The organism is Streptomyces sp. HUAS MS02 (assembly GCF_055702265.1).
In genome coordinates this window covers 2,240,271-2,256,574 of sequence record NZ_CM146747.1, presented here as the reverse complement: position 1 = coordinate 2,256,574, position 16,304 = coordinate 2,240,271, and the positions used below count along the sequence as shown (strand labels likewise).

Genomic DNA, 16,304 nt, shown 5'->3' with positions numbered 1-16,304 from the left:
GTCGCCGGCCGCGGTCGCTCAGGGGTCATGTGCCGTGCTCCGCGGCGCTCGGCGACAGCAACTGCCAGATCTGGGAGACCTGTTCGGCGCCGTCGCCGCGCCCGGTCGCCGACGCGGTGTGGTACATCCCGAACATCAGGGACACGACGAGTGAGCTGATCAGCTCCGGACCCTTCCGGGTGGTCAGCTCCCGCCTGGCCTGGGCCTCGCCGACGAGTCGGGTGACGGCGGCCGTCAGATCGCTGATGACGGTGGGCACGCGTCCCTGGGTGCAGCCCTCGTCGAGCGCGAGCCTGAACCCGGCGCGGAACCGGAGATCCGACTGCATCCGGCGTACGAAGCCGACCGTGACACGGCGGAGGTTCGTGAGCGGCGGGTCGTCCTCACCGATCTCCTGGATCAGTTCCTGCCCCACCCGGTCGAACGCCGAGGTGAACACGGCGGCGAGGGCGTCCTTGGAGGGGAAGTGGGCGTACAACGCGCCCTTGGTCATACCGACATGGGCCGCGATGCGCTGGAGATTGGCGCCTGCGTAGCCATGGCGCGAGAACTCGTCGGCCGACGCGTCCAGGAACCGCTCATGAGTCCGCGAAGCCCTCTCCTGTTTCGCCATGATTCCCCTCCGTGTCCGCCCGGTCGCTCAAAATAACAGTCGCTGGAGAATCTTTTCCTGTGGGTGCAGCGCTTACACGCCTGGGAGGGAGCACGGCTCCCAGTCGCCTCCCTCGTTCAACACGTGATCAAGGGTCGATTCCTGCATACGGAAGTCCCGAGGTGCCGGGTCGCTACGGTGCCCACGCCCGTAGTGCCGCATCCACCACCGCGTCGACCGTGTCGTGACCGAGCCTGGCACCCCGCGAGAAAGCGTTGGTGGACGAGCGGGCCCACGGTCGTCGTGGCGAACGTCTCGGCCGTGACGTCGTCGCGCAGGCGCCCCCGGTCGACGGCCGTGGTGATGGCGGGGCGCAGGGCATCGCCGATCTGGGTCAGGAGGGTGTGGCGGAGGTGTTGCATCCCGTCGTCGTGCTGGGGCCCGACCGACCCCTGCGCGGGCGGCCACCGCCTGGTGCGTGACGGCCTCCGGGTCGCCCTCGGTGAGCAGCTTGGTGGCTGCGGACACCATGGCCTCGCGGCTGCGCACCTGTCGTGGACCGGTTCGCTTCTCCGTCATGTGCACCTCATTGTGTGAGACAACTTGTCTCACATGCCGGTCGCGCGGTCTCGGTCCACAGGCGCCGGGGGCCGGCCGGTCGCTTGCCTCGCGGGCGCGCCGGACCGGGGCGTACGGGCGGCTCGTCCGGCGTATGACCAGGATCTCGGTGACCGGCCAGTGGCAGAGGGCGCGCGGTCCTGAGCGGTGATCCGTCATCGGGACTCGTTCTTGCGAATGGTGCGTTGACAAGCCGGAACGGCAAACTGATGATGTAATCAGTTATGCGGAGGTGGTCAGAAAGCGGGCTTGGCTCCTGCTTGCACACCGCTCTGCGATGGCCTACTTGTGGCGATATGTCACGTATTGCCACCCATGCCCAGAGAGAGGCGCCATGAGCGAGACAGGCCTGCACGCCAAGTTCCAGCAGTTCCCCGATGCGATCCGCGAGAAGGTCGACACCGCACTGTCGGACGCGAAGATCGCTCTCAAGCTCAAGGCCGCCGAGGTACTGGCCGACAAGGCGGAGATGGCCGAGCACGCCGTCACCACCGCCGGCCGGATCGGCGCCAAGAGCGGTGAGGTGTCCGAGCTGACGGTGATCATCCCGCTGAAGCCGGACGGCGCCGCGCGGCTGCGGAAGTTCTTCGACCTGCTCGGCGGGAACCTGGCGGGCGCCGGCCAGGTCGGCACCCTGCACAACATGCGGTTCGCGTTCCTCGACAACGACACGAAGCTGTTGTTCGCGACCGCCTTCGACGGCGAGTGGGACCCCTACATCGACGACTTCGCCACCAAGATCCCCGACATGATGGACTTCCTGTTCAACAACGTCGAGGGCTGGCCCGGCATCACCTCGCCGGACGTGAAGGACTTCATCGTCAAGCACCAGATCCCGGCCGAGGCGTGGTTCGTCGCCCACCCGAACCTCACCGTCGCCGAGGGCCACCGCCTCAAGCGGCAGGAAGCCGCCGTCCAGCGTTTCCTGTCCGACCTCAACTGAAGGCAGGCGCACCACCATGCCTTCCCCGCCCCCGCTGTTCCGGCGGCTGCGCCGCCCGCCCACCCTGGACCTCGACGACATCCAGGCGACCCTGCTGCGGGCCCGGCCCGAGCCCTACTTCGGCACCCACGCGATCCTGGAGATCACCGAACCGGCCGCGGGCAGGGAACTGCTGCGCCGGCTGGCCCCTCGGGTGACCTCGGCGGCGCGCTGGGACGAACCGCAGCCGTCCTGGCTGGCCCTCGCCCTCAGCTACCAGGGACTGGTCGCGCTGGGGCTGCCGGAGACCTCACTGGCCTCCTTCCCCGCCAACTTCCGCGCCGGGATGGCCGCCCGCGCCGAGCGGCTGCGGGACACCGGCGTGAACGCGCCGGACCGCTGGGAGTTCCCCTTCGGCACCCCGCGCGTGCACGTGGCCGTCACGGTCTACGCCGCGAGCGAGGACGACTGGCGGGCCGAAGTCGCCGCGTACGAAAAGGAACTGGGCGAGGTCCCTGGCGTAAAGCTGCTGTCGCACCAGGACTTCGCGGCCGACGGGTTCAACGTCTTCGGCTACCGGGACGGCTTCAGCCAGCCGGTGATCGAAGGCAGTGGCGCCGAATCTCTGCCCGGCGACGGACGGCCCATCAAGGCAGGGGAGTTCGTCCTCGGCCACTCGAGCGAGACCGGTCTGCCGCTGCCCGTGCCGGCCCCGGAGGTCCTCGGCCGCAACGGCACGTACGTCGTCTTCCGCAAGTACCACTCCCACGTCGCGGCCTTCAACAAGTGGCTGCACGACAACGCCTCCACCGAGGCCGAACGCGAGCTGTTGGCAGCCAAGTTGGTCGGCCGCTGGCGCAGCGGCGCTCCTCTCGCCCTGAGCCCGGAGCGCGACACCCCCGCGATCGGCGAGGACCCGAACCGGATCAACGACTTCGACTACTCCGCCGACCCGCGTGGACTGCGCACCCCGCTCGGCTCCCACATCCGCCGCATGAACCCGCGTGACACCAAGCTCACGGTCCTCAGCGACGTCAATATCCGCCGCATCATCCGGCGCGGCACTTCCTACGGCACTCCCCTGCCCCCCGACCGCCTCAAGGACGACGGCCGGCCGCGCGGCCTGGACTTCATCGCCCTCGGCGCCCGAGCCATCGACAACGTCGAGTTCCTGCAGAGCGAATGGGTCGGCTCCGGCAACTTCATGGGCCTGGGCAAGGAGAAGGATCCGATGATCTCGCTCCAGGACAAGGGCGCCTACTTCACCGTGCCCGGGACCCCGCCCCGCCGGGTGCAGAACATCCAGTCCTTCAACACCCTCCTCGGCGGCGAGTACTTCTTCATGCCCAGCCTGTCCGCCATCCGCTGGCTCGGCACCAACTGACCCCCCACCTCGCGCGGAGGCACCCCCATGACCTCGTACGTCCGCTACAGCCCCGACCTCGAACAGCCCTTTCCGGACGAGGACGAACTCGTCCGCCAGGTCGTCGCGGCCATGGGCAAGGCCAACCAGCAGGTCGCCGACAAACACCGGCACGGCCTGCGCGACGCCCACGCCAAGAGCCACGGCGTGCTCGCCGGTGAGCTGCGCATCCAGCCCGACCTGCCCGCCCACCTCGCCCAGGGCCTGTTCGCCGAACCGGTCACCTACCCGGTGATCGTCCGCTTCTCCTCCGCCCCCGGCGACCTGCGCTCCGACCAGGTGCCCGTCCAGCGCGGCCTCGCGATGAAGGTGATCGGCGCCCCCGGGGCCCGGGCCCTCGACGACGGCTTCACCACCCAGGACTTCCTCCTCGTCAACCACCCCACCCTGCCCTTCGGCAACATCGCCGAATACGCCAAACTCCAGGGCATCCTGGAGAAACAGCCCGGCCAGAGCGACCAGCAACTCCAGCTCACCGGCGCGGCCGCCCGCGTGGCCGCCAAGGCCCTCACGCGCGTGGGACGTCCGCTTCCGCCCGCCGTCGAGACCCTGGCCGCCGCCAACGACCACATCCTCGGCGAGACCTTCCACTCCATGGCCGCGCTGCGCTACGGCGACCACGTGGCGAAGATGTCCGCCGCGCCCCGCTCGGCGAACGTCAAGGCCCTCACCGGCAGCCGCGTCGACAAGAAGGCCGGCGAGTCGGCTCTGCGTGACCTCGTCATCGACTTCTTCGCGGACAACGGCGCCGAGTACGAGATCCGCGCCCAGCTGTGCGCGGACATCGACCGGATGCCGGTGGAGGACGCCTCGGTCCTGTGGCCCGAGGAACTGTCACCGCACCAGACCGTGGCCGTGCTGCATCTGCCCGCCCAGGACGCCTACAGCGACGCCCGCCGCCGCTACGCCGACGACGTCCTTTCCTTCAGCCCCTGGCACGCCCTGGAGGCCCACCGCCCGCTGGGCTCGATCATGCGCTCCCGCCGCGCCGCGTACCCCGCGTCCAGCGACTTCCGGCACCGCTTCAACGGCATCGAGCCGCAGGAGCCGTCCGACATCAAGGAGCTGCCCGCCTGATTCCCGCCTGTCCAGGGTGGCTGCCACCGAGGCGTCAGTCCCCCCAGTTCGACGTGACCCCGGTGCAAAGCGCCGGGGTCTTTCTGTGTCTGCCCCCGGACCGGGGGCCCCGAGCGGTTCCCATTCGCCGCGGCAAGGTGAACGAGAGGATCACGGTGGTGTACTGATTGGCCCTCATACTGCCCCGCAGCAGATCCGCCACAGCCCAGCAGGCATCGGTGACACCACCGACCAGCGGAGCGCGGACGAACCGGCTCTCTGCACACCAGAACGGGGGGACGGTGCCGGGTGTCCCCTCCCGGCACCGTCCCGGGGCCGTGCGCCGCTCAAGGCACGGCCCGTCCTGGGGGTGGAGGAGGCCGGAATCGGGGTTCCGGCCCCCGGTGTACGGGGCTCAGGCGCTCACGGTCTCGGTCTGCTCCTCGGTGGCCGGTGCCGCGTCTTCCTCGCCGTGCTTGGTGGTGTGCCTCCGGCCGGGCAGGACGGCGATGACGATCAGGGTTCCGGCGGCCATGATGATGCCGCCGATGAGGCTGGTGTGGGCGATGGCGTGGGCGAAGGACTCGTGCACCGCGCCGAGCAGGGTCTGGGCCTGTTCGGCGCCGCCCTGGGGGTTCTTGGCGACCTGTTCGGCGACCGCGATGCCGCCGCCGACGGAGTCCTTGGCGACGTCCATGGCCTCGGCCGGGAGGTGGCCGCCGACCAGGTCGGTGAGCTTGTCCTTGTAGGACGTGGCCAGCAGCGAGCCGAGGATGGCGATGCCCAGCGAGGCGCCGAGCTCCAGGGCGGTGTCGTTGGCACCGCCGCCGACGCCCAGTTCGTCCTCGGGGAAGGAGCCCATGATGGTGTCGGTGGCCGGGGCGAGACTCAGGCCGATGGCGAAGCCGAGCAGCACCAGGGGCGTCAGAAAGTCGGTGTAGGTCGAGCCCGTCTCGATCTGGGTGAGCAGGAAGACGCCCGCGGTGCCGATGACCATGCCGGTGCCGACCACGATCTTCACGCCCAGCTTCGGGGCGAGTTTGCCGGTGACCGCGGCGCCGACGAACACGGCGCCGGCCAGCGGCAGCAGGCGGACGCCGGTCTCCAGGGCGTCGTAGCCGAGGACGAACTGCAGGAACTGGGTGGAGTAGTAGATCGAGCCGAAGGTGCCGAAGAAGAAGAACAGCACCGCGAGCATCGAGCCGCTGAAGGGACGCTCGGTGAACTTGCGCACGTCCAGCATCGGGTTGGAGTGCTTCAACTCCCAGGCGACGAAGGCCAGCAGGCCCACACCGGCGACCACGGCTGCTGTGATCGGGCCGGCGCCCCAGCCGAAGTGCGGGCCCTCGATGGTCGCGTAGACCAGGCAACCGACCGACACGATCGACAGCAGACCGCCGACGTAGTCGATCCGGCCCATGCCCTCCGCCTTCGACGGCGGCACCAGCAGCAGCGCGCCGACGACGCCGAGGACGGCGATGGGGACGTTCATCAGGAAGGTGGAGCCCCAGGCGTGGTTCTCCAGCAGCCAGCCGGCGGCCAGCGGGCCGGCGGCGATGGCAAGGCCGGAGGTCGCGGACCAGGCGGTGATCGCCTTGGCGCGCTCGGCGCGCGGGAAGATCGCGACCAGCAGCGAGAGGGTGGCCGGCATGACGACGGCGGCACCGACACCCATGATCGCGCGGGCGGTGATGACGAGGTTCGTCTCATCGACCAGGCCGCCCATCACCGAACCGACGGCGAAGATCAGCAGGCCGAGGACGAGGGCGCCGCGGCGGCTGTACTTGTCGCCGATCGCGCCCAGCACCAGCATCAGCGCGGCGTAGGGGACGGTGTAGCCGTCGATGACCCACTGCAGGTCACTGCTGGACAACCCCAGGTCCTTGGTCATGTCGGGGGCGGCCACGATCAGTGACGTGTTCGCCATGACGACGATCAGCAGGCTCAGGCACAGGACCAGCAGGGCCCACCAGCGCCGGTGGTAGGGCTCCGTCATCTTCTCGACGGGTGTGCTGGGAAAGAACGGCATGGTCAGGCTCCTCGGCAGGAGGTGAAGCGGAGGCTTCGGGGGTGCGGAATCGAGGGGATCGGTGCACGCGGGGCCGAGAGGGGCCTGGCACCAGGGGCAGCTAATTGCCCATCGATGTGCAGGCTAGTTTCTTGCTCGCCGATGTGCAACTATCGAGTCGCCTCCCCCCGTCAACCGGAGGTCCGACATGATCCACGCACCCGTGACAGCCCCCTCGGAACGCAGCCGAACCGTGCTCACACGGGCCCGCATCCTCGAAGCGGCCCGGCAGGAACTCGGCCGCGACCCCGAGAGCAGCCTCGGTGACATCGCCGAGGCGGCAGGGGTGGTGCGCCGTACGGTCTACGGCCACTTCAGCGGCCGGGCCGCACTGATGGAGGGGCTGGTGGAGGAGGCCGCGCGGGCATTGCGGCAGGCGCTCGCGGTCCCGCGCGCACCGGCGGCGGATGCCGTCACGGAGTTGGCGCGCTTCGTCCTCGCGGTGTGGCCCGTCGGAGATCGCTACCGCATCCTGCTCCGCCTCGCTCCCCAGGACCTCGGGGCCGATCGGCTCGCTGAAGTCCTGGCCCCCGCGCGGGACATGGCGGAGGCGGTCATCGGCCGGGGGCAACGGCAGGGCGCCTTCCAGACCGGCGTCCCCCCGGCCGTGCTGACCCGCGCGCTGGAGGGCCACCTGCTAGGGCTTCTCGACTGCGTGAACAGCGGGGCCTGGAGCGACGACGGCACCGGCGCCGCGACCGCCGCCCTGATCGCGATGGGCGTGGCCGGCGACAGCGCTGCGGCGTGTGTCGACGGGCTTGTCCGGCCCGCGGGCGACGCCGCGTAGGCGCACTTCCCAAGCACCACTCGAACGGGAGAGCTATGTATCAGTCCCACCGCGACGAGCAGTACGTCGGCGAGCCCTGCTACGGCGACGGCTCCGTGTATGCGAGCCCCCCGACCCGGGCCAGGCGGCACGTGATCATCGCCGCCGTGTCCCTGGTGGCCCTGCTGGTCGGCGGAGTCACGGTCGACCGGGTCGCCGCAGCTCGCGCGGAGAGCCGTACGGCCAAGGCGTTCCAGGACGGCATGGGAACCGCCGATCTGCCGTCGGTGCACGTCAGGGGCTTTCCCGTACTGAACCAACTGGCTGCGGGCAGCCTGGACCGGGTCGACCTGACCGCCCACGACATTCCGGCCGGAGGCACCACCCGGCCGCTCCCGGTGACAGAACTGACGGTCGGGATGGAGGGGCTGAAGACCTCGGGGAGCGCCGACGAGGCTCACGCGGACAGCGTCACAGCCACCGCGTTCCTGTCGTACGCGGACGTGTCGAGCGCTCTCGGCGTGCAGGTGTCACAGGGGGACGAGTCCGGCCGGATCGACGCGACCGCGAGTCTGCCTCTCGTCGGCGACGTGACCGTGAGCGTGGCCGTCTCGGCGGCCGGCGGCAACCGCATCGCCTTCACGGACGTACGCGCGGAGCAGGGCGAACTGCTCCCTCCGCTGAAATCACTCCTCGACAAGGCCCTGGACAAGCCCATACCGCTGCGGAACGTGCCCGAAGGGCTCCGGCTGCGGTCGGTCATCACCAGCGAGGACGGAATCGACGCCCGCTTCACCGGCCGCTCGGTCACGTTCCGCCCGGACTCGTCGTCCGCGTGAGGTCAGGCGGCGTCAGGCAAGGGGCGCCGGGCGACCTCGTGGGCATCGTCCGCCGGCAGGCCCAGCATCCGCAGGACCATCTCGGCGAGGTTCATCGCGGCCTCGTCGCCGTCCACCTCGGGGCGGGTGAACCGCAGCTCCACCAGGGACAGCAGGGTTCCGCCCAGTGCGGACAGGGCGACCAAGGGGTCGGGAGTGGTGAAGCGGCCGGAGGCGATGCCGACCTGGAGATCACGCAGGGCGCGTCGGGCCAGTCCGTTGTCCGAGTGGATGTGCCCGAGGCCGCGGCGGCGTAGGACCTGCATCAGCTCCGGGTGCGAGTCGGCCATGCGGGCACTGAGCCGGAAGCCGGCCGCGAGCAGCTCCGCCGGATCGTCGATCCCCGTCAGGCGCTCGTCGAAGGCCTGCCCGAACTCCTCGAGGGCGTCGACCACCGCCGTTTCGAACAGCTCCGCCTTGGAGTCGAAGTGGTTGTAGAAGGAGCCGAAGCCCACGTCCGCGCGCTCGGCGATCGCCTGGATGCTCGCGCTGGTGTCGCCGCTCTCGGCGAGTATCTGCCGGGCCGCTCGCACGAGAGCTCCACGGGTCTCTGCGCGACGTCGCTCGAACCGGTTGCTGGGCGGGGCTGACGTAGACATGCGCAGAGTCTAACCGCCGGGCGATGGTGATCGCAGTCCTGATGAATTCATCATTTCCTGTCGCGAACACCTTGACGACAGAACTGTCACAGTTGATGATTCCATCATTACGGCAATGTTGCTCGGAGGGCACCATGTCTGAAACCCGCGTCGACGGGGCCGACGTCATCACGGCCCACCAGGACCTCCACAGTGAGCAGGGCGCCCTGCGGGGCGAACACCCCGGTCGCTCCCGGAACCCGGTGATCAAGGTGGCCGACCTGGCCTGGCTGGAGTTCCAGAAGCCCGATCTGGACCGGGCCGAGGTCTTCGCCCGGGACTTCGGGTTCCAGATCGCGGCCCGCACCGACACCGAACTGTGGCTGCGGGGCACTTTCGGCGGCTCGCCCTGCATGGTGATCCGCAAGGGGCGCACGTCCCGCTTCATCGGCCCGGCCTTCCGCGCCGCCGAGCGGGCCGACCTGGACCGGCTGGCCCGCGCCACCGGATCAGCCGTGCGGGACTCCGACGTTCCCGGCGGCGGCAAGGTGGTCGACCTGCTCGACCCGTCGGGCTTCCCGGTCCGGGTCGTGCACTGCGGCGAACAGCTCCCGGCACTGCCGGAACAGCGGCCGCTGCTCCTCAACTTCGGCACGGGCCACCGTCGTACCAACGCCACCCAGCGGCCGCCGCGCGAGCCGTCCCGCATCCAGCGGCTCGGCCATGTGGTGCTGGAGACGCGGGTGTTCGGCCGGGCCCTGGACTGGTACCTGGACACCCTCGGGATGATCGTGTCCGACTTCCTGTTCCTGGACGGGCAGCGCGGGCGCGGTCCGACGATGGCGTTCATCCGCTGCGACCTGGGCGGTGTGCCGGCCGACCACCACACCCTGGCCATGCACCTCGGCCCGGGCACCGGATACGTCCACTCCGCCTACCAGGTCACCGACCTCGACTCCATCGCCGCCGGCGGCGAATACCTCAAGGAGCGCGGATACAAGCGCAGTTGGGGCATCGGTCGGCACATCCAGGGCAGCCAGCTCTTCGACTACTGGCGCGACCCCGACCACTTCATGCTGGAGCACTTCGCCGACGGCGACCTGTTCTCCTGCGACGTCGAGCCCGGCTGGGCACCCATGTCGACCAGCGGCCTCGCCCAGTGGGGCCCGCCGGCCACCCGCGACTTCCTCGGCGCGAGCCCCTCCCCGCAGCGGGTCCGCGATGTCGTCGAGGCCCTGCGCGGCGACAACGAGATGGACCCGGCGCGACTGTTCGGCCTGCTCAAGGCCGCCAACTCCTGACCCCCGCACACGAATCCCCCTCACAAAGGCACTGACATGAGCATCAATGTCCTGCGCACCGCCGACGGCTGGTGGGTCGTCCTTGGCGACCGGGCCGTCCCGGTCGACACCAAGGCCGTGACCACCGCCGAGCTGCTTGCCGACCGGCCGGCTGTCCGCGAGGCCGCCGCCTCAAGCGAACCGGGCACGCCCGTCGCCGACCTGGTCGCGCTCTCGCCGGTCACCACGCCCTGCCGGGTGGTCGCCCAGATGGTCAACTACCGGAGCCACGCCCGCGATTCGGGCTTCAAGGGCGACATCCCGCCCGCCTTCTTCCGCAAGGCGTCCGGCTCGGTCAGCGGCCCCGGCGATGCCGTCGTCCGGCCCTCGCACGTGAAATTCCTCGACTACGAGATCGAACTCGGCCTCGTCATGGGCGCGCCCCTGCCCATCGGCACCGTGGTCGAGGAGGGGGACCTGCCGTCGTACGTCGCCGGACTGGTGATCACCAACGACGTCAGCGCGCGTGAGGTGCAGCTGACCAAGACGCAGTTCTACGAGAGCAAGTCGTACCCCACCTTCACGCCCACCGGCCCGCACCTCACCCTGCTGGAGCCGGAGGACTTCGCCCATCTCCTCGATCTGCGGCTGAAGTTGAGCGTCAACGGTGAGCTGCGTCAGGACCGCACCCTGGCCGACATGATCGTCCGTCCGGCGCAGGCACTCACCCTGCTGGCCCGCTTCCAGACCCTGGACGCCGGCGACCTGCTGCTCACCGGCACCCCCGGCGGCACGGCCCTGAAGGCCCCGCCGAAGGCCGTCGAGAAGATCGGCGCGCTGCTGCCGCCCACGGTGAAGTGGAAGGCCTTCTTCAAGAGCCAGGCGAAGAACCCGCACTACCTGAACCCGGGCGACGTGATCACGGCGACGATCGCGACCCCCGACGGCCGCATCGACCTCGGCGAGCAGCGCACGCCCGTCGCGGCCGCGAACTGACACCCGAGGTGAGCCGCACATGACCGTCGATGAAGCCGCACGTGTGCCCGTCGTGATCGTCGGGGCCGGCCCGGTGGGCGTGACCGCCGCCCTCCTCCTGGCCCGGCGCGGCGTCCGCAGCGTCGTCCTCGAACGCCACCGGGACGTCTACCCGCTCCCGCGCGCCGTCGCAGGCGACGACGAGATCCACCGGATCCTCCAAGCCGCGGGCATCGGGGAGGAGTTCGCCGCGATCACCCGCCCGGCGAAAGGGCTGCGGCTGCTGGACGCCCGGCACCGGGTGATGGCCGAGTTCCGGCGCACCGAGCACGGCCGGCACGGCTACCCGCAGACCAGCATGTTCGATCAGCCCGAGCTGGAGCGCGTGTTGCGCGACGCCCTGGCCCGGCGTCCGGAGTGCGAACTGCGCGGCGGCGTGGAGGTCACCGGCGTCGGCCCGGACACCACCGGCCCCGTCCGGGTGACCTACCGTGACGAGGACGGCGGCGAGCATGAGCTGTGGGCCGACGCGGTCCTGGGTTGCGACGGCGCGAACAGCCTCACCCGCGAGGCGATCGGCGGCGTGTGGGAGGACCTGCGCTTCGAGGAGCGCTGGAAGGTCATCGACGTCGACACGGCGGGCCCCGTCCGTTGCTGGGAGGGGGTCGACCAGGTCTGCGACCCGGCCCGGCCGGCCACCTTCATGCGCGTGAGCGAGAACCGATACCGCTGGGAATTCCGGCTGGGCGAAGGGCAGGAGACGGTCCGCGAACTGATCGCGCCGTGGCTGCCGCCCTCGTACGAGGGTGACTTCGAGGTCGTCCGCGAGACGCAGTACACCTTCCGGGCCCGGGTCGCCGACCGCTGGCGCAGCGGACGGGTCTTCGTCCTCGGTGACGCCGCGCACCTGACCCCGCCGTTCGTCGGACAGGGCCTGTGCGCGGGACTCCGGGACGCCTACAACCTCACCTGGAAGCTCGCCCGCGTCCTCCGACAGGGCGGCGACGAAAGGCTCTTGAACACCTACGAGAGCGAACGCAGGCCACACGCCCGGCATGTGGTCCGGCTCGCGGTCGCCATGGGCTGGGCGATGACCGGCGGTCAGGACAGCGCCGCCGCCCTCCGCCGCAGGGCGCTGGCCGCGGCCTGCCGGATACCCGGCCTGACCGAGCTGGCCGGCCGCGACCTCAGCCCGCCCCTGACCGCCGGACCACTGGTGCGGCGCGGTGTCCGCCGGGGCCTGGCGGGCACGCACTGTCCGCAACCGTGGGTGAACGTCGAGGGGCGGCGTGCTCGTCTCGACGAGGCGCTCGGCGACTCCTTCGCCGTGCTGACCGCCTCCGAACCCGCGCCTGCCCTGACCGCGCTCGCCCACGGTCTCGGCGTGCGCGCGGTCCCGGTGGACGATCTCGGCGACGACGGCACCCTCGCCGCCTGGCTGCGCGCCGGACGCGCGGACGCCGTCCTGCTGCGGCCCGACCGCGTCGTGACGGACGTCGTCCCCTCGGGCGGCCGCGCCTTCACGTCGACCCCCGCCTGGGCGTCCCTGCTGCACACCACACGAAGCCCTGTCCCTGCCGAACGGACGTCCCCGCAAAGCCTGTTGAGGAGCACCACACGATGAGCACGCCGTTCTTCACACCCGATCCGCAGACGGCGGCCGCCAGTCGTATCGCGGACTTCGCCCGGCTCCAGGGCATGGACCCGGAGGACTACGCCGCCCTGCACCAGTGGTCGGTCACCGACCTGGAGGGCTTCTGGGGCGCGGTGTGGGAGTACTTCGACATCAACGCCGACACCCCCTACGAGCAGGTGCTGGCCGAGGAGCGGATGCCGGGCGCCCGCTGGTTCCCCGGCGCCACCCTCAATTACGCCCACCACGCCCTGCGCAACCTGGCCGACGACGACGTGGCGATCCTCGCCCTCGACGAGACCGGCTCCGGGTACGAGGTGACCGGCGCCCGGTTGCGTGCCCGGGTGGCGTCCGTGGCTGCCACCCTGCGCGACCTCGGCGTCGGCAAGGGCGACCGGGTCGTCGGCTATCTGCCCAACACCCCGCACGCCATCGTCGCGTTCCTCGCCGCCGCGAGCCTGGGCGCCGTCTGGTCGGTGTGCGGACAGGACTACGCCCCCAAGGCCGCCGCAGACCGCTTCGCCCAGCTCGAACCCACCGTCCTGATCGCCGCCGACGGCTACCTCTTCAACGGCACCACCCACGACCGCCGCGAAGCCGTCGTCGAACTCGCCCACGCCCTCCCCACGTTGAAGGTGACCGTGCTGGTGGGCCACGTGGGCCTGCCCCGGCCGTCGCAGGAGTACCCGTCGCTGGTGGTCCCCTGGGAGGATGCCTCCACCCGTACCGAGGAACTCGCCTGTGTGCCGGTCCCGTTCGACCACCCGCTGTGGGTCGTCTTCTCCTCCGGCACCACCGGTCTGCCCAAGGGCATCGTCCACGGCCACGGCGGCGTGCTCCTGGAGCACCTGAAAACCCTGGGACTCCACTCGGACCTGGGCTCCGGCGACCGCCTCCTCTGGTACACCACCACCCACTGGATGATGTGGAACCTGGTCGCCTCCACCCTCCTCACCGGCGCCACTGCCTGCACCTACGACGGCAGTCCGGCCCCCTTCGCCAGGCCCGACGTCCTGTGGGAACTGGCCGCCCGCCACCGGGTCACCGTCTTCGGCACCAGCCCCCAATACCTGCTGGGCATGGCCAAGTTCGGCATCGACCCCTCCGCGCACGACCTCTCGTCGATCCGGGTGGTCGGCTGCACCGGCTCCGCGCTGCCGGCCTCCGCCTATCCCTGGGTCCGGGATCACGTCGGCGACCGCGTGCTGCTGGCCTCGATCAGCGGCGGCACGGACGTCGTGTCCGGCTTCGCGGGCAGCGCGCCCAACACCCCCGTCTGGGTCGGAGAGTTGTCGGCCCCGCACCTGGGTGTGGCGCTGGCGGCGTACGACGCCGAGGGCTTCCCCGTCATCGACCAGGTCGGCGAGCTGGTCGTCACGCGCCCCATGCCCTCGATGCCGCTGTACTTCTGGAACGACCCGGAGGGCACCCGCTACCGCGACGCCTACTTCTCGGCGTACCCCGGAGTGTGGCGACACGGCGACTGGATCACGGTCACGGGGCACGGCTCGGTGATCATCCACGGCCGCTCCGACTCCACGCTGAACCGCAACGGCGTACGGCTGGGCAGCGCCGACATCCACGACGTCGTCGAACGTCTCCCCGAGATCGCCGAGGCCCTGGTCGTCGGCGCGGAGGAACCCGACGGCGGCTACTGGATGCCGCTGTTCGTGGTCCCGGCGGCGGGCGTCGAGCTCGACGACCCCCTCCGGGAGAGGATCAAGGACGCCATCCGCACCGGCGCTTCTCCCCGCCACGTCCCCGACGAGATCCTCGAAGTGCCGGGCGTCCCGCACACGCGCACCGGCAAGAAGCTGGAGGTCCCGATCAAGCGACTGCTCCAGGGCGCCCCGGTCGAGCAGGTCGTCAACCCCGCCACCGTGGACAGCCCCGAACTCATCGCCCATTACGCCCACTTGGGCGCCGAGCACCGCAAGGGCAGGTCCGCCTCATGACCACCGTGCTCGCCGTCGCCCTGTCCCTGGTCTTCCTTCCGCTGGGGCTGGCGAAGCTCGCCGCGGCGCCGTTCATGCGCCAGGCGGCGGCCCATCTCGGCATGTCGGTACGGCTCTACCGCGTCGTCGGCGCGCTGGAGGTGGCCGGGGTCGCCGGTCTGCTGACCGGGCTGGCCTGGACACCGCTGGGCGTAGCCGCCGCGACAGGCCTCGCCCTGCTGATGGCCGCGGCGGCAGCGGTCCACCTCCGCCACGGCGACCCGCCGTCCCGGGCCGTCCCGGCCGCCGTCATGGCCCTGATCTCCTTGGCGTACGCGGCAACGGCGATGACCGCCGGCTGACGTGTCCTGTACGGCCGGCCCGAGCAGGTCGTAGCCGACTCACTGGCCCGTAACGGGCTGTCCCGTGACCGGAACCACTTCAACTCCGAGCTTGTTCCGTTTGACGGACACCGTCGGTGTGGTGGTCAGGTTGCCGAGGCGGCCGGGTCCGCGCCTGCGAGGCTCTCGGCCTTTTCCGGGCGGTGTGGCAGCAGAGCCACCGCCAGGGCGGGCACGACAGCGAGGATCAGCCATGGGACGGCGGCCGGCAGGCCAAGGTCCAGCAGGGAGCCGGTGGCCGAGCTGCCGATGAGGACGATCAGGCCGGAGACGGAGGACAGGACGCCGGTGCAGAGGCCGATGCGGCTGTCCTCCGCGAGGTCGGGGACCCAGGCGCGGGCGGCCGGGACGATCAGCATCTGGCCGAGGGTGAGCAGGACGACGTGCCCGGCGGCGGGCAGCAGCCCGGCGGTCATGCAGCGGCGCAGGTCGAACCGGTCACCGGCCCAGCGGGTGACGGGGAGCTGGGCGAAGACGACCAGGAGGCAGGAGAGAGCGAACAGCCAGGACAGGGCGGCCTGGGAGCCGGTGGCGCGCTGAACCTCGTCGGGCAGGGCGAGGTAGAGCTCGGTTGTAGGCGAGCAGGTAGGTGCCGTAGGCGCGGCAGAGGGCGAGGAAGCGGCGGTTGCGCGGCAGCGCGCGCACTCCGCCCCGCTGCCGGGTGCGGACCCGGCCGGGGATGTGCTGCGGCATCAGCCATATGTGCCCGGCGAGGACGAGGACGAAGACCCCGGCTCCGGCGAGGCAGCTGGTACGGAAGTCCACGGCGAGCAGCAGGGCGCCGAGCGGCGGTCCGACGAAGGCTCCTGCCTGCCCCGCCGCGGAGAGCAGGGCCGGCACGCGGGTCCGCGGGCCGTGGCCCTCCTCCTCCCGCACCACGGCCTGCCGGGCGACCTCCGACTCGACGGGCGGGGAGAACGGCGCGGCGGCGAACCCGATCAGCAGCACCGCGCCGATCAGCGTCCAGGTCTGCTCCGCGTACCCGAGCCAGGCGAAGCCGGCGATGCGCAGCACGCACCCGCCGAGGACGATGGGCGCTCGCCGTAGCGATGGACGAGCCAGCCGCCGATGACGAACATGCCCTGCCGGCTGAAGGTACGCAGGCCGAGCACGAAGCCGAACTGAAACCGCTTCGAGGGTTTCGGTAATGCAGGGGTCCCTCGGAGGCTCGGGAAGGGTT

At 70.7% G+C, this 16,304-nt stretch carries 13 protein-coding genes and 1 pseudogene; 10 read left to right on the top strand and 4 right to left on the bottom strand.

Going from position 1 to position 16,304, the window contains the following annotated elements; all coding sequences use genetic code 11:
* Positions 1-25: 25 nt before the first annotated feature.
* Positions 26-613, bottom strand: a complete 588-nt coding sequence (locus ACZ9QC_RS09620) for a TetR family transcriptional regulator (protein ID WP_472919780.1) — start codon at positions 611-613, stop codon at positions 26-28.
* A gap of 931 nt (positions 614-1,544) precedes the next feature.
* Between ACZ9QC_RS09620 and ACZ9QC_RS09615 the strand changes: the two genes are divergently transcribed.
* From ACZ9QC_RS09615 to ACZ9QC_RS09605, 3 genes are read left to right on the top strand one after another with little or no spacing between them, the layout of a single operon-like run.
* Positions 1,545-2,153 (top strand): hypothetical protein, encoded by a 609-nt coding sequence (locus ACZ9QC_RS09615; protein WP_472919779.1) that lies wholly within the window; start codon positions 1,545-1,547, stop codon positions 2,151-2,153.
* A 16-nt stretch (positions 2,154-2,169) separates the two neighbouring features.
* Positions 2,170-3,516: a Dyp-type peroxidase gene (locus ACZ9QC_RS09610; RefSeq protein WP_472919778.1), complete on the top strand. Its 1,347-nt coding sequence runs from the start codon at positions 2,170-2,172 to the stop codon at positions 3,514-3,516.
* 27 nt (positions 3,517-3,543) lie between these two features.
* Positions 3,544-4,632: a catalase family protein gene (locus tag ACZ9QC_RS09605; RefSeq protein WP_472919777.1), complete on the top strand. Its 1,089-nt coding sequence runs from the start codon at positions 3,544-3,546 to the stop codon at positions 4,630-4,632.
* Positions 4,633-5,026: 394 nt separating this feature from the next.
* Here the strand turns inward: ACZ9QC_RS09605 and ACZ9QC_RS09600 are convergent, their stop codons facing one another.
* Positions 5,027-6,640 (bottom strand): MFS transporter, encoded by a 1,614-nt coding sequence (locus ACZ9QC_RS09600; RefSeq protein WP_472919776.1) that lies wholly within the window; start codon positions 6,638-6,640, stop codon positions 5,027-5,029.
* Between the two features lie 187 nt (positions 6,641-6,827).
* Between ACZ9QC_RS09600 and ACZ9QC_RS09595 the strand changes: the two genes are divergently transcribed.
* Both ACZ9QC_RS09595 and ACZ9QC_RS09590 read left to right on the top strand, forming a co-directional pair.
* On the top strand, positions 6,828-7,466 hold the full coding sequence (locus ACZ9QC_RS09595; protein ID WP_472919775.1) for a TetR/AcrR family transcriptional regulator: 639 nt from the start codon (positions 6,828-6,830) through the stop codon (positions 7,464-7,466).
* A gap of 35 nt (positions 7,467-7,501) precedes the next feature.
* On the top strand, positions 7,502-8,284 hold the full coding sequence (locus ACZ9QC_RS09590) for an LmeA family phospholipid-binding protein (RefSeq protein ID WP_472919774.1): 783 nt from the start codon (positions 7,502-7,504) through the stop codon (positions 8,282-8,284).
* A gap of 2 nt (positions 8,285-8,286) precedes the next feature.
* Here ACZ9QC_RS09590 and ACZ9QC_RS09585 read toward each other — a convergent pair whose 3' ends face one another.
* Positions 8,287-8,922, bottom strand: coding sequence for a TetR/AcrR family transcriptional regulator (locus tag ACZ9QC_RS09585; protein WP_472919773.1), 636 nt, complete (start codon positions 8,920-8,922; stop codon positions 8,287-8,289).
* Positions 8,923-9,056: 134 nt separating this feature from the next.
* Between ACZ9QC_RS09585 and ACZ9QC_RS09580 the strand changes: the two genes are divergently transcribed.
* Genes ACZ9QC_RS09580 through ACZ9QC_RS09560 form a run of 5 tightly spaced genes read left to right on the top strand, consistent with a single transcriptional unit; the run spans position 9,057 to position 15,085 of the window.
* The gene (locus ACZ9QC_RS09580; protein ID WP_472919772.1) at positions 9,057-10,202 is read left to right on the top strand and encodes a VOC family protein; all 1,146 of its coding nucleotides are present in this window, start codon (positions 9,057-9,059) and stop codon (positions 10,200-10,202) included.
* Positions 10,203-10,238: 36 nt separating this feature from the next.
* Positions 10,239-11,177: a fumarylacetoacetate hydrolase family protein gene (locus tag ACZ9QC_RS09575; RefSeq protein WP_472919771.1), complete on the top strand. Its 939-nt coding sequence runs from the start codon at positions 10,239-10,241 to the stop codon at positions 11,175-11,177.
* A gap of 19 nt (positions 11,178-11,196) precedes the next feature.
* The gene (gene mhpA / locus ACZ9QC_RS09570) at positions 11,197-12,780 is read left to right on the top strand and encodes a bifunctional 3-(3-hydroxy-phenyl)propionate/3-hydroxycinnamic acid hydroxylase MhpA (RefSeq protein WP_472919770.1); all 1,584 of its coding nucleotides are present in this window, start codon (positions 11,197-11,199) and stop codon (positions 12,778-12,780) included.
* Complete coding sequence (locus ACZ9QC_RS09565; RefSeq protein ID WP_472919769.1) at positions 12,777-14,744, top strand: acetoacetate--CoA ligase; 1,968 nt, start codon at positions 12,777-12,779, stop codon at positions 14,742-14,744. The genes mhpA and ACZ9QC_RS09565 overlap by 4 nt, the downstream gene beginning before the upstream one ends.
* Complete coding sequence (locus tag ACZ9QC_RS09560; protein WP_472919768.1) at positions 14,741-15,085, top strand: DoxX family protein; 345 nt, start codon at positions 14,741-14,743, stop codon at positions 15,083-15,085. Before ACZ9QC_RS09565 ends, ACZ9QC_RS09560 begins: the two co-directional genes overlap by 4 nt.
* Before the next feature lie 125 nt (positions 15,086-15,210).
* Here the strand turns inward: ACZ9QC_RS09560 and ACZ9QC_RS09555 are convergent.
* Positions 15,211-16,242 (bottom strand): annotated as a pseudogene (locus ACZ9QC_RS09555) (MFS transporter); the annotation flags it as partial.
* Positions 16,243-16,304: the final 62 nt, after the last annotated feature.